A 13,281-nucleotide genomic window follows, 5' to 3' on the forward strand; every position below is an offset into this window, starting at 1 on the left:
GAGTGACTGTGTCCTCCCGGGCCGGGATCGTTTCCTGAGCCAGGACCGGACCTCAGGGTGTGAGCGGGCCCCGAAGCACGCGCAGTGCCAGGGCGGTGTCACCGTCGATGACAGCGGAGTCTTCGAGGCTGGTGCGGCCCCAGAGGCCGAGGTACATCGCGGGCAGCGAGGCGGTAACCGATGCCGCGGCGGGGCCCGGGCCCAGCATCCAGCTCCGGGACCCGGCCACGTGGAAGCTCACGGCCTTTTCCGGTTGAGGCATCCGGTCCAGTCGCAGCTGCCGCGGCGCAAACATTGCCAGGACTTCATCGACGCCGTCGAGCATGAAGTCCTCGGCGAACGCCGGGACCGCCAGGCCCAGGGCCTGGCATGCGTCGATGAGGTGGATGGCATGTTCATGCGCCTGCCGCCGCAGCCAGAACCCGGCCGTGCGCGGCGGCGGCCCGAAGTTCCAGCACGCCATCCCCGGATCCAGCGCCCTCATCGCTTCGAGGAAGGACTCTGCGCCGTCGAGGAACCATTCGGCTGCAGCCGCAGCCGGCGGAACCGGCTCCGGGACAAATATGCCCTCGTGAACCACTGCGGCGGCCCACCGCTCGATCGACCCCACATGTCCGAACAGCTGGTCAAGTGTCCAGCCGGGGCAGGCCGGAACAGAGCGGGCCAGCGAGTCCTGCGGCTGGCAGGCGAGGTCACTGAGACGGTCCAGGGAGGCGGCCAGCTCGGCCAGATATTGATCAGGGGACATAGCATGAGCCTAACTCGGTGCGGGTGCGTGGATTGCAGGGCCCGTAGTTGGCCGCAGAGCCAGGAGACCCGGGGGAAAGTTTCCGGCGCACCGGCCTCCGTGCCGCGGTGGCCGGCCCCGTACCAGTAGGCTGCCTCGCATGCGTCCCACAACAGAGCCTCGGCCATGAGCGCAGGGCCGGGGCCCAGACCGCTGACCGAACGATTTGCGGCCCAGTCCGTGATCGAAGAGGTGCTGGCTCTCCAAGACCTCGTTCCGCCGCGTTCACTGCCCCGGCGGATTTTCGGGGGCAGTCCGCTCAGTGATGCCAGCCTGCCCTGGTACCAGGGTGCGCTGGGCGAAATTGCCGTGGGCCGGATTCTGGCGGGCCTGGGGCCTGAATGGCTTGTGCTCCACGCCGTCCCGGTCGGCTCGGGCTGGTCCGATATTGACCATGTCCTGGTCGGTCCGGCAGGTGTCTTCACCCTCAACACCAAGAACCACGCGGGGCAGTCGGTCTGGGTGGCAGGACAGACCCTGATGGTGTCCGGAACCAAACAACGCCATCTGTACAACTCGGCGCATGAGGCCGCCCGGGCCGCCAAACTGCTCAGCACAGCAGCGGGAGTGACGGTCCAAGTCACGGGTGTCCTGGTGATCGTGGGACCCCGGCGGCTCACAATCCGGGAGAAGCCCCGTCACGTGATGGTGCTGACCGAGCGGCAACTCCTGGCCTCCCTGCAGCGACGCAAGGCCGTATTGAATGCGGCACAGATTCAAAACATCGCCTCCGCCGCCGTCACGGCCCGCACGTGGCACACGAAACCGGCGGCGCCTGGCAACACGGAAGAACTCAGGCGAAAGTTCGCCGCCCTGCAGCACCTGGTTGACCAGGCACGACGGCGACGGGTCGCCTGGCTGCTCGGCGTTCCGGCAGTCGGCTTCCTGATGCTCAACCCCGCGGGTCCGCTCGCAGCCGCGATCGTGAACGCACTGACGAACCGTTAGCAGACCTTCAGCGCCGCGCGCGTTCCGCCGCCGCTAAGCGCCATTCCGGACGTTGAACTCGAAACGGTTCCGCACGCCCGACCCATTCCTGCGCGCGCCCGGGAACGCGTGGCCTCATCCATGCGCGCCGCCACGGTCCGGCGATCCCTCGCCCGCTGCGGGATCCAAGTAGCCGGCCGGGTTTGCCCCGGGGACGGCAAGTAGTGCCCCCAAAAAGACGAGTAGGCATCACTCGCGCGCTCCTCTGTACCGGCTTTTAGGCTCCTGAGTACTGGGTTTGTGCAGTCAATGTAGTGGTCGGAATTGGGTCTCAACCATGCGTGATCAAACAGGATTTCGAGTGATTTACGGTCATTTCGGTGACCGTGTGTGCCGCGGACGCAGGAGTGGGGCGGCGCACCCGCCACGGCACCGTGCGAGCCTGGTTTCCGCAGGGCCGTCCCGGCTCCGTCCGTGGTCCCGAGGCGCCTGGGCTGCCCTGGTGTCGGCGTCGCTCGCACTTGCCGGACTGTCCGTTAGCGAGGCCGGCGTCGCGGATGTGGGGACCATCGCCTACGATTCGCTGCGGACGGGGTGGGATAACGCTCAGCCCACGCTCACGCCGTCGGCGGTCGCGTCCTCGAACTTCGGCAAGCTCTTCTCCGCGACGGTAGACGGCCAGGTGTATGCGCAGCCGCTTGTGGTTGGCGGCACCGTGATCGCCGCGACGGAAAACAATGCCGTCTACGGACTGGACAGTGCCACGGGTGCGGCGAAGTGGACGCGCAATCTTGGGCCAGCATGGCCCGCGTCAACCGTGGGCTGCGGCGACCTTACGCCTAACATCGGAATCACCTCGACGCCGGTCTACGACCCGGCGACGAATAGCGTGTTCCTGCTGGCAAAGACCAACGACGGACCGACTGCCCAGCTCCCGCACTGGTACATGCACTCCCTCGATGTGGTCACGGGAGCCGAGAAGCCCGGGTTCCCCGTCACCATCGAAGGTGCCCCGACGAACGACCCGGGCCGCCTGTTCAACGCGATGACCGCGATGCAGCGGCCCGGGCTGCTGCTTTTGGGCGGGGTGGTGTACGCCGGCTTTGCCAGCCACTGTGATTACACGCCGTTTGTGGGCTACGTCGTCGGAGTGTCGACCGCCGGGCGGCAGACGACGATGTGGGCCACCGAGTCCGGCAACAGCACGGCCGAGGGCGGAATCTGGCAGTCCGGCGGCGGCCTGGTGTCCGACGGTCCGGGCCAGATCCTGTTCTCCACGGGCAACGGCATCTCGCCAAATCCGGGGCCGGGCTCGAATCCGCCCACCACCCTGGCGGAATCGGTGGTCCGGCTCAGCGTCGGCACCGACGGCACCCTGAAACCCACCGATTTCTTCAGCCCGGCGAACAATGCGAAGCTCAACCTGAACGACGCTGATCTGGGCTCCGGGTCTCCGACCGCGATTCCGGACGGCTACGGGACCGCCGCACATCCGCACCTGATGGCCCAAATTGGCAAGGACGGCCACATGTACCTGCTGGACCGGGACAACCTGGGCGGCATGGCGCAGGGGCCGGGCGGCACCGACGCCGTCCTGGACACGGCCGGTCCGTACAGCGGGGTATGGGGGCGCCCGGCGTTCCTCGGGACGACCAGCGGCGGGTACCTCTACATTGTCGAGAGCAACGGGTACCTGCGGGCGTTCAAAGTCGTTGCGGGGGCCACCGGCGGGGTCAGCCTCGCCGCCGTCGCAACGTCGGCGGGCACATTCGGCTTCAGCTCCGGAGCCCCGGTGGTGACGTCCACCGGGACGGACGGCTCATCCGCCCTTGTCTGGGTGATTTACACCAGCGGAGGCACCGGGGCCAACGCGGAGCTGCGGGCCTACCGCGCACTCCCGGACAGCACCGGGAACCTCAAGGAAGTGTTCAGCGCCCCCGTGGGCACGTCCGCCAAGTTCACGTCGGTGGCCACGGACAAGGGCCGTGTTTACGTGGGCACACGGGACGGACACGTGATGGCGTTCGGCGCCCCGACAACGTCAGCGGTGGGGGCGAAGAACACGGACCTCGGCAGCGCCAATGTCGGTTCCACCGCGACCGGAACCGTGACGATCACGGCGTCGCGGGCGGTAACGATCTCCTCGGTCACCGCTGGCGCCCCGTTCACGATCGGAACCGGGCTCACGCTGCCCCAGAACTTGGCTCAAGGCGGAAGCATGACGGTGCCCGTGGGCTTCGCGCCCACGGCGCCAGGACAGGCCGACGGCACGCTGACCGTCATCACGGCTGACGGCGAGACCGACCTCCTCGGCGTGCACGGCGTCGGCACGAAGGACGGCCTCGGAGCGACGCCGGCCGCGGTCCAGTTCACGGACGTGCCGACGCAGACGGTCAGCCGTGCGACGGTCAACATCGTGAACACGGGCACCTCAGCGGTCACGATCACGGGCGTCACGCTGCCGGTCAATGCGCAGCTCAGCGTCGACCCTGCGACCATGCCGGTTGTCGGGCAGACTATCCAACCCCTTGCATCGCTTCCGGTGTCCCTGGTCTTCGCTCCGACGACGGCGGCTCCTGTGGCCGACTCGCTGGCTGTCGCCAGCAACCTCGGCGGAGTGAGCGTGAACGTGACTGCGACCGCCGTCTCTGGCGCCGCGCACCTGCAGATGCCCAGCTCCCTGGACTTTGGTGACGTCCCGGTCGGGACGACGGCCACGAGGGCATTCCAGATCACGAACACCGGCAACGTTCCGATGACCATCACCAAGGCAAAGGCTCCGCAGGGGGACTTTTCAACCACCACTCCCATTGCCGAGGGTTTGAAGATTCCGGCCGGTGATTCGGCATACCAGAGCGTGACCTTCAAGCCGTCCGCCGTTGGACAGTCGGGGACGCCGGATACCTACTATCTGATCACCGCGGACGACGGCCAAGGCGCCCTGAAGGTGATGCTGACCGGCTATGGCACCGACGACCCGATAGCGGCCTACGCCTGGAAGACCGGCGCGGGCGACCCCCGGTCGGCTCTCGGCCGGTCGCTCACCCTGGAATACGCCGTGGCCGACGGAAAATGTCAGGACTATGCCCGGGGGATCATCTGCTGGTCGCCGGCGACCGGGGTGCATTCTGTCGGCGGGGGGATCTACGGCAGCTATCAGGCCGCCGGGGGCGCCGCGGGTGCGCTCGGCTTTCCGACCACCGACGAGACTGCGACGCCGGACGGCGTCGGGCGGTACAACCACTTCTCCGGCTCGGGCGGGTCGTCGATTTACTGGTCGCCCAAGACCGGGGCGCACTGGATCAAGGGCGCGATCCGGACCAAGTGGGCGTCCCTGGGCTGGGAGAAGGGACCGCTGGGGTATCCGATCACCGACGAGTCGGCTTCGCCGGACGGCGTGGGGCGGTACAACCACTTCTCCGGTGCGGCCGGGAACTCCATCTACTGGTCGCCTCAGACCGGGGCGCATTGGGTGGCCGGCGCGATCCGGACCAAATGGGCGGCCCTGGGCTGGGAGACAGGACCGCTGGGCTATCCGACCACCGATGAGAAGGCCACGCCCTCCGGTGTGGGGCGCTACAACCACTTCTCAGGTGCGAACGGGAACTCTATTTATTGGTCTCCTCAGACGGGGGCGCATTGGGTGACCGGTGCCATCCGGGCGAAGTGGGCTGCGCTGGGCTGGGAGGCAGGGCCGCTCGGCTATCCGACCACGGACGAGTCGGCCTCGCCGGACCGTGTGGGGCAGTACAACCACTTCTCCGGTGCGGCCGGCAACTCCATCTACTGGTCGCCTAAGACCGGGGCGCACTGGATCAGGGGCGCGATCCGGACCAAATGGGCGTCCCTGGGCTGGGAACGAAGCCGACTCGGCTATCCGGCGTCCGACGAGTACTCCGTTTCCGTCGGCCGGGCATCGAATTTTCAGAACGGCCGCCTGACCTGGAACTCGAAGACTTCGTGGGTCAGCGGATAACCGCGGCAGCCCGTCAGCGCAGGAATTCCCGAATCAGTTCGGCCGTCTCGCCGGCCCGTTCAAGGTGCGGCATGTGTCCGGTCTGCTCGAAAAGATGAGTCGTGGCGCCGGGCAGCAGCCGGCGCGCCTCCGCCAGGTGACCGGCCGGCAGGATGAGGTCCGAATCGCCCCACAGCACCATCACCGGTTTGCCCGCTGCGGCAATGCCGGCGAGCAGGCGGGACCGCCACCCCGGACGGATCCCCCTGAAGGTCCCAAGGTCGTGGGCCACCTCGCGGAAAGCCCGCATGGCTCCCCGCTGCGAGCCGCGGGCCACGCTCGCAGCCATCCGCTCCCGGGAGACGAAGGACCGGTCGACGAAGAGCGCACGCTCCGTCTGGTAGGCGGCCTTGGGGGTCGGCCGCAAGAGGACCCTTCCCACCACAGGCAGCGCGATCAGGCGCAGCGCCGGAGCCACGGTGGCGCCAAATCCGGCACTGTTGATCAGTACGAGGCGACGCACCTGATCCGGCCGCAGCACGGACAAACGCATCGCGACGGCACCGCCGAGCGAGTTGCCGACGACGTCGACGGCACCCAAGTCGCCCCGGGTGTCCACGGCATCCAGGAACCGGGAGACCCACGCGGCCAGGGCATCGAGGGTGTGCCGTCCGGACAGTGCGGCCGAGCCGCCGAATCCGGCGAGATCCACACTAATGACCCGATGGCTGGTGTCCAGCAAACGGTGCTGAACGTCCCAGTCGGCCAGGCTCCGGCCGATGCCGTGCAGCAGGAGGACCGGAGACCCGGTGCCGGTGTCCCGGTAGCGGGCCGGACGGCCGTCCACAGTGACGGTTTGTGGTGCTGCCAGTACCCGGTTCGCGTTCATGAGGCCGCCAGCCGTTCCGGTTTGTTCGAGCGGGATGTGGTGGACCGTCCGCTGAAGCGCAGGCCGTTGCCCAGGAGCCTGCCGAGCCGGAACATCGCGACGTCGCGGGGATAGTTCTGGTGCAGCCGCCACGGGGTATGGCCGCCCTGCTTGGGCATCTGGTCGATGCCGCGGCGGATGTAGCCGGAGGTCAGATCGATCAGCGGCCTCAGTTCGCCGACGTCGGCCGGCGCCACCGGCGTCACCGTGGTGTGGCGGCTCCGGTCCAGGTGGCGCAGGATCCGGGCCACATAGTGCACCACGAGATCGATCTTGAGCGTCCAGGACGCATTCGTGTAGCCGATCGCAAAGGCCAGGTTCGGCACGCCCGCCAGCATCATGCCCTGATACGTGACCTTCTCCGACGGGTCGACCGGGACGCCGTCGATGCTCAGGGTCATGCCGCCGAAGAGCAGCAGATTCAGGCCGGTGGCCGTCACCACGGCGTCGGCGGCCAGCTCGGTGCCGGACGCCAGGCGGACACCCGACGGCGTCAGGGTGACGATCGTGTCGGTCACGACGTCGGCGCTGCCCGAGCGGATCGCCTTGAAGAGGTCGCCGTTCGGCACGATGCACAGACGCTCGTCCCAGGGGTTGTACTTTGGCTGAAAGTGCTTGTCGACGTCGTATCCCTCGGGGAGGCGCTTCTTCACCTGGTGCCGGAGGATGCTCTTCATCTTCTCCGGACTCCGCCTGCTGATCTGGTAGCTCAGCAGTGCCCGCGCGATCCCCTTCCATCGGGAGACGACGGCCGCCAGTCGCCGGGGGACGTGCCGCGAGACGAGGGTGTCGAAGCCGTCGTCGGTATCCGGGAGGACCGCGACGTAGCCTGGGGAGCGCTGCAACATGGTGACGTGCTGTGCGGTGGAGGCCAGTGCGGGAACCAGTGTCACGGCGGTGGCACCGCTGCCGATCACGACAATCCGCTTGCCGCCCGCATCGAAGTCCGCAGGCCAGTGCTGCGGGTGGATGATCCGGCCGGCGAAGCTGTCCTGGCCGGGGAACACCGGGCTGTAGCCCTCGTCGTAGCGGTAGTAGCCGGAGCAGATGAAGAGAAAAGAACACGTGAACGTCACCGGAACGTCCGTGCCCCGGATGACCTCGACCGTCCAGAGCGAGGTTTCCGAGGACCAAACGGCGCTCACCACTCGGTGCCCGTAGCGGATCGCGCGGTCAACGCCGTAGGCGGAGGCGGTCTCACGCACATACTGAAGGATTGACGCTCCCGGAGCGATCGACGTGGACGTTTCCCACGGCCGGAACGAATAGCCGAGCGTGAACATGTCGCTATCGGACCGGACCCCCGGATAGCGGAACAGATCCCACGTGCCGCCGCTGGATTCGCGGGCCTCCAGGATGGCGATCGATTTGGCGGGGAAGGCCGTCGTCAGCCGGCAGGCCGCGCCGATGCCGGAGAGGCCGGCTCCGACAATGAGGACGTCGAGATGTTCGGCGATGATCGTGCTCCCTGATCGTTGCGGGGCGGCAAGTGCCCACCCGGTTCCCGCAGTCTACGAACAGGGTGTTGATGTAGTCAACACCCTGTTGAGAGGGTGCTACGCTGACGCCATGAACCCACCGTCCGCGGCAGAAAGTGCACCGGCCGGCGGCCCGGTGCCCGGTGCCGCCGCTCAAGTAGTCCCCAACCGGGGGCGTCGGGCCGCCAGACTTTCCGGCGACGAACGCCAGCGGGCCATTCTGGTCGCCGCGGAGCGACTGCTCGGTGGAAAGGACTTTGCCGACGTCACGATCGATGAGCTCGCGCGGGGTGCCGGCATCTCGCGGCCGACGTTCTACTTCTACTTCGCTTCGAAGCAGGCTGTGCTGCTGGCGCTCCTCGACCAGGTGGCGCACGAGGCCGAAAAGCGGACGGCTGATGTATTCAAAGATCTCTCCACGGCGCCGTCGGCCGCCTGGCGCAGGGCCATCGAGGCCTTCGTCGGGACCTTCGCGGCGCATCGGGGCGTTTCAGTGGCTGCCGCGGCGGCGCGGTCCTCGGAACCCGAACTTGCCGCCGAGTGGGCCACCCTGACCAACCGCTGGATCGACGCCACGGCGGCCGCGATCCGGGCCGAACGCGACCGCGGCGCGTCGCCGGCCGGCCCGGAGCCGCGGCTGCTGGCCAGCGCGCTCAACCTGCTCAACGAACGGGTGATCACGGCGGCCCTGACCGGGCTCGATCCGGCAGGACCGGATCCGGCGGGGCCCGCACGGTCGGCGGCGGCCCTTCCGAGCGCCGTCGATGATGCCGTCGATGACATCGTCGAGACCTTGCTCCACATTTGGCTCACCAGCATCTATGGAGCGATGCCGCCCGGCCTTTGACGGTCCCACGCACAGCCCACTTCGAAGGAGAAATCATGCTCGCAGGCCGACTTAACGTTAGGACCGCCGCGTTCGCGGTCGAGGAGGTGCCGGACCCGGTCGCGGGTCCCGGCCAGATCCGGATCGCCGTCGCCGCGGCCGGCGTCTGCCTCTCTGACGTCCACCTCATCGAAGGAATGCTGAAGCCGCTCTATCTCAGCGGCGATACCGTGACGCTCGGGCACGAAGTGGCAGGCGTGATCGATCAGCTCGGCGACGGCGTCGAGGGACTGCGGCTCGGCCAGCGGGTCCTCCTGCAGGCCGGCGAGGAGCGGGACGGCACCGTCCTGACCCGCGGCGTGGACTACGACGGCGGCTGGGCCCAGTACGCGGTGGCCTCGGCCGGCACGGTTGTTCCGCTGCCGGACAGTCTTCCCTTCGAACAGGCCTGCTTCATCCCCGACGCTGTCTCGACCCCCTGGGCGGCCATCACCTCGACCGCCGGGGCCCAGCCGGGCAAGTCCGCCGGAATCTGGGGCGTGGGTGGCCTCGGTGCCCATGCCGTGCAGCTGCTCCGGCTCGTGGGCGCCGCGCCCATCATCGCCGTCGACCCGCTCGAAGCGGCCCGTGGCCGCGCTCTGGCATTCGGTGCCGACGTCGCGCTCGACCCCGGCGATGCCGGATTTGCCGCCGCCATGAAAGTGGCGACGCGGGGCCGGGGGCTCGCCACGGCGTTCGACTTCGCCGGGGTGCCGGCGGCGCGGGAACAGGCTGCGAGGTCCTTGGGTGCCGGCGGCAAGATGGTGCTCGTGGGTCTGACGGATCAGCCGCTGCACATCAGCAACGGGACCCTTTTCAGCTACCTGAGGCAGCAGATCCTGGGCCATTACGGCTCCGCTCCCACGGACGTGACCGATCTCGTCGCGCTCTATGAGCTGGGCCGCATCGAGTTCTCGCGCTCGGTCAGCCGCGTGATGCCGCTGGCCGAGGCGGCCGAAGCGGTGCGGATGCTCAGCGAGAAGGAGGGCGATCCGATCCGGATCGTGCTCAAGCCGTAGCAGGCCCCGCCACTCGGCCGGCCGGTCCTGCGGGCCCGGTTGGCCGAACCGGGTGGCGTCGGGCTCCGGCTTGCCGCACCCTTGCCGGGAGGCATCCATCGGAGGAGGATGATCGGCACATGCAGGAGGCCGGTCATGATCCAGCTTGGCAAGTTTGAGAAGTATCTGATTGAGGAATTCTTCGACGATTACCGCTCCGGCGCCATGAGCCGCCAAACGTTCACTCGCCGGGTGGCGTTCATCACGGGCAGCATGACGGCGGCCTCGGCGGCGATGCTCCTGGTTGGATGCACCCCCGAGGAGGTTCCCCGAGGCACCGACCCCATGCCGGCGCCGGTCCCGTCGTCTTCAGGATCAGCTGCGGGCAGCGCGCCGGCCGGTGGCTCGCCTGCGGGCGCCGTTCCGGGGGCCAAGAGCCCGCTCTCGGTCCCCGAGGGCGCGGCCGGACTCACGACGGCGGTCATCCGTTTCCCGGCAGGCGGCACCGGCATCAGCGGCTATCTGGCCCGGCCGGAGCATGGCGGACCCGGACCCGCCGTGCTCATCTGTCATGAGAACCGCGGGCTGACCCCACATATCCAGGATGTGGCCCGCCGCTTCGCCAAAGCCGGGTACGCGGCATTGGCCCCGGACCTGCTCAGCCGGGAAGGCGGAACGGCGGGCATGGACCCGGATGCCGTGCCCGGGGCCCTGACCAAGGCCGGAGCCCGGCGCCATGTGGCCGATTTTGCCGCAGGATTCGATTACCTGAACGCCCAGGGCTTTGTTGACCACGGGCGGATCGCCATGAACGGCTTCTGCTTTGGCGGCGGCATCACCTGGCAGGCCGCGACGGCCCTCCCGGGGCTGAAGGCAACCTCCGCGTTTTATGGACCCGCGCCGGATCTGGACAAGCTGTCAGCCATCAAGGCCGCAGTCTTTGGCGTCTACGCAGAACTGGACCAGCGGATCACCGGCGCCATGCCGGCACTCCGGGATGCCTTGGCCGGAACCAGCGTCCGGCACGAGCTCAAGGTCTATCCCGGCGTGGACCACGCGTTCCACAATGACACGGGGGAGCGTTACAACCAGGAGCAGGCCACGGCCGCGTGGAACGACACCTTGGCCTGGTTCGGCAGGTATGTCTGAGAGCCGGGGGCCACGGCCCACAGCCGCCCGATGCGGCGGGCAGCTTGCGCCGCCACTTCCGCACCCAAGCTCTAGCTGTGAAAGGCAGGAGTCATGATGTTTGCCATGCGTACGGCGGCGGCATTGGCCGCGGCCGGAACTTTGGTCCTCACCGGGTGTGCCGCCGCCCCCGCCCCCGAACGGCAGTCCGTCCTGGCCGCCGTGGCGTACAGCACCCAAGCCGCCGTCGTCCGCGGATGGGGACCGGTCCTTGCAGGGGATGAGTTCAATTATGCCGGCCGGCCTGACCCCGCGAAATGGAACGTCTTCGACGGCCCGGGGCATGCGGGCAAGGGGATCCGGAGTCCGGGCGCGCTGGTGGTCGGCGGAGGCGTGGTGACGGTCAGCGGGAACGCGGCGGGTACCACGGGCGGCATGTCGGCCAGATTTGCCAACCGGAAGTACGGGCGCTGGGAGGCGCGGATGAGAACCAGTGCGCGGGATTCGCAATATCACCCCGTCCTGCTCCTGTGGCCCAACAACAACAAATCGCCCACCTGCGCCGAGGTGGACTACGCGGAAGGCACTGCGGACACCACCCAGATCAAGTTCAACCTGCACCATGCCTGCCACGGCCCGAACTTCCAAGCGCGGGCCGCACGGCGGATCGACACGAGGCAATGGCACAACTATGCAGTCGAGTGGACCCCCGCAGGGATCGTCGGATACCTCGACGGGATGGTGTGGTTTTCGGATTCCAGCCCGGCGCATCAGCCCACGGTGGGAATGCATCAGACGGTCCAGCTGGACTGGTTCCCCACCGGGGCCCACACCAAACCCAGCCAGATGCAGGTCGACTGGATCCGCGTCTATCGGTGAAGGACCCGGGCCACGGCTACTCTCCCGCGGCGCGGTCCCGTTCGACCCAGTTGATCGCTTCAAACGTCCCCTCGGCGGGGGCCGTTGCAGCTTTCAACGCCGCGAGGTGCTCCGCCAGGGCCCTTTCGGGCTGATCGGGATATACCGCTAGCTGGCGGCGAAGCATTTCCCGGGCGTGCTCATGTTCCGGCTCGGCGTCGGCGAGGACGGCTTCGATGATTCTGGCGACTTGATTGCGGATTCCGACGGCAGCAGCGGCACGTTTCGCGCCGGATGCCAAGTCAACGGAATCATGTTCCTGGGGGTGTCCAGGAACGGACGATGGCTCCACCGACATGGGCTATTCCTTTGATCATAGTTCCGGCTGAGCCCGGAACCGGTCTTCCGCCTTCCCCCCATCCCGGGTGCGGCCCCGGATCCAAAGGCGGACCACCGACTCACACCATATATCGGGGCCGGGCCGCCAACCTGAAGGGATGCGAAGTTTTTCCCAAGGTGATGCGCAGGTCGCGGCGTCGATGCGGTGGATGTCCCCTTCCGTCGTCATCACAACAGCACCGCAGTGCTTGCGTTGGTCATCTTCCGGAAAAGACATGGAAATACTCCCCGGGTAGCCTCGCCCCATCGAATCCGTTCGGAAAGGTTGTACATCATGCGAGTTGGACTGATCCGGGTGATGACGACGTCGGACCGCCGCCTGCTCAACGCCCACGGGAAACTCCTGCAGGAGGCATTTGGCTTCACCGTCACCTCCCGCTGCATTCCGGACCAGCCGTCCGGCGTCTACGATCAGGCGTCGCTGGAGTCTGCGGCACCCAAAGTGGTTCATCTGGCCCGGGAAATGGCCGGCGACGCCGATGCCCTGATCATTAGTTGCGCGTCCGACCCCGGACTTGCCGCAACCCGGGCAGCCGTGGACATCCCGGTGATCGGCGCGGGCTCGGCAGCCGCGGCTGCGGCACTGACCTTTGGCGGCAGAATTGGTGTCCTGGGGCTCGGATCCCATGTACCGGGCCCGATCGCGGAATCCCTGGGCGAACGCATGCTGCTCATCGACGGTGCACTTGGGCAGGTCGAAACGCCCGACGCCTTCCTCATGCCCGCCGGGATCTTCGAGGCTCTCGCCGCGGCCCACATGCTTGTTGATGCCGGCGCCGACGTGATCGTCCAGGCCAGCACGGGCCTGAGCAGCATCGGCATGGCGGGGGTGCTCCGCCGCCGGCTCGGGGTGCCCGTCATCGACGCCGTGACGGCAGCAGGCTCCATGATCGTCTCGGCGGTGGTTTCCCGCGAACTGCAGCAGGTTTGAGCCCGGGTAGAGCCCGCTTAGAGGCGC

General features: G+C 67.8%; 11 protein-coding genes. 7 read left to right on the plus strand and 4 right to left on the minus strand.

The window, feature by feature from the left end; translation table 11 throughout:
- Window positions 1-52: 52 nt before the first annotated feature.
- Entirely contained in the window at window positions 53-748 is a 696-nt protein-coding gene (locus C8D78_RS01100) for a maleylpyruvate isomerase family mycothiol-dependent enzyme (RefSeq protein WP_120950048.1), read from the minus strand.
- A gap of 165 nt (window positions 749-913) precedes the next feature.
- Between C8D78_RS01100 and C8D78_RS01105 the strand changes: the two genes are divergently transcribed.
- Complete coding sequence (locus C8D78_RS01105; RefSeq protein WP_120950049.1) at window positions 914-1,735, plus strand: nuclease-related domain-containing protein; 822 nt, start codon at window positions 914-916, stop codon at window positions 1,733-1,735.
- A gap of 481 nt (window positions 1,736-2,216) precedes the next feature.
- Window positions 2,217-5,690, plus strand: a complete 3,474-nt coding sequence (locus C8D78_RS01110; RefSeq protein ID WP_167467821.1) for a choice-of-anchor D domain-containing protein — start codon at window positions 2,217-2,219, stop codon at window positions 5,688-5,690.
- A 13-nt stretch (window positions 5,691-5,703) separates the two neighbouring features.
- Here the strand turns inward: C8D78_RS01110 and C8D78_RS01115 are convergent, their stop codons facing one another.
- Entirely contained in the window at window positions 5,704-6,558 is an 855-nt protein-coding gene (locus tag C8D78_RS01115) for an alpha/beta fold hydrolase (protein WP_120950051.1), read from the minus strand.
- Window positions 6,555-8,057 carry an NAD(P)-binding protein gene (locus C8D78_RS01120; RefSeq protein WP_120950052.1) on the minus strand — a complete coding sequence of 501 codons (1,503 nt, stop codon included), beginning with the start codon at window positions 8,055-8,057 and terminating at the stop codon, window positions 6,555-6,557. The genes C8D78_RS01115 and C8D78_RS01120 overlap by 4 nt, the downstream gene beginning before the upstream one ends.
- Before the next feature lie 109 nt (window positions 8,058-8,166).
- Here C8D78_RS01120 and C8D78_RS01125 point away from each other — a divergent pair, with 109 nt between their 5' ends.
- The 4 genes from C8D78_RS01125 to C8D78_RS01140 all read left to right on the plus strand — a co-directional run bounded on the left by C8D78_RS01125 (window position 8,167) and on the right by C8D78_RS01140 (window position 11,945).
- On the plus strand, window positions 8,167-8,922 hold the full coding sequence (locus C8D78_RS01125) for a TetR/AcrR family transcriptional regulator (protein WP_120950053.1): 756 nt from the start codon (window positions 8,167-8,169) through the stop codon (window positions 8,920-8,922).
- A 35-nt stretch (window positions 8,923-8,957) separates the two neighbouring features.
- Complete coding sequence (locus C8D78_RS01130) at window positions 8,958-9,959, plus strand: zinc-binding dehydrogenase (protein ID WP_120950054.1); 1,002 nt, start codon at window positions 8,958-8,960, stop codon at window positions 9,957-9,959.
- A gap of 135 nt (window positions 9,960-10,094) precedes the next feature.
- Entirely contained in the window at window positions 10,095-11,087 is a 993-nt protein-coding gene (locus C8D78_RS01135) for a dienelactone hydrolase family protein (protein WP_120950055.1), read from the plus strand.
- Between the two features lie 93 nt (window positions 11,088-11,180).
- Window positions 11,181-11,945 carry a glycoside hydrolase family 16 protein gene (locus tag C8D78_RS01140; protein ID WP_120950056.1) on the plus strand — a complete coding sequence of 255 codons (765 nt, stop codon included), beginning with the start codon at window positions 11,181-11,183 and terminating at the stop codon, window positions 11,943-11,945.
- 16 nt (window positions 11,946-11,961) lie between these two features.
- Here the strand turns inward: C8D78_RS01140 and C8D78_RS01145 are convergent, their stop codons facing one another.
- Window positions 11,962-12,282, minus strand: a complete 321-nt coding sequence (locus tag C8D78_RS01145) for a hypothetical protein (protein ID WP_120950057.1) — start codon at window positions 12,280-12,282, stop codon at window positions 11,962-11,964.
- A 315-nt stretch (window positions 12,283-12,597) separates the two neighbouring features.
- On the opposite strand from C8D78_RS01145, the gene C8D78_RS01150 reads away from it, so the two are divergent.
- Window positions 12,598-13,254, plus strand: coding sequence for an aspartate/glutamate racemase family protein (locus C8D78_RS01150; RefSeq protein WP_120950629.1), 657 nt, complete (start codon window positions 12,598-12,600; stop codon window positions 13,252-13,254).
- Window positions 13,255-13,281 lie beyond the last annotated feature (27 nt).

The organism is Arthrobacter oryzae, from assembly GCF_003634095.1.
GTDB lineage: Bacteria > Actinomycetota > Actinomycetes > Actinomycetales > Micrococcaceae > Arthrobacter > Arthrobacter oryzae.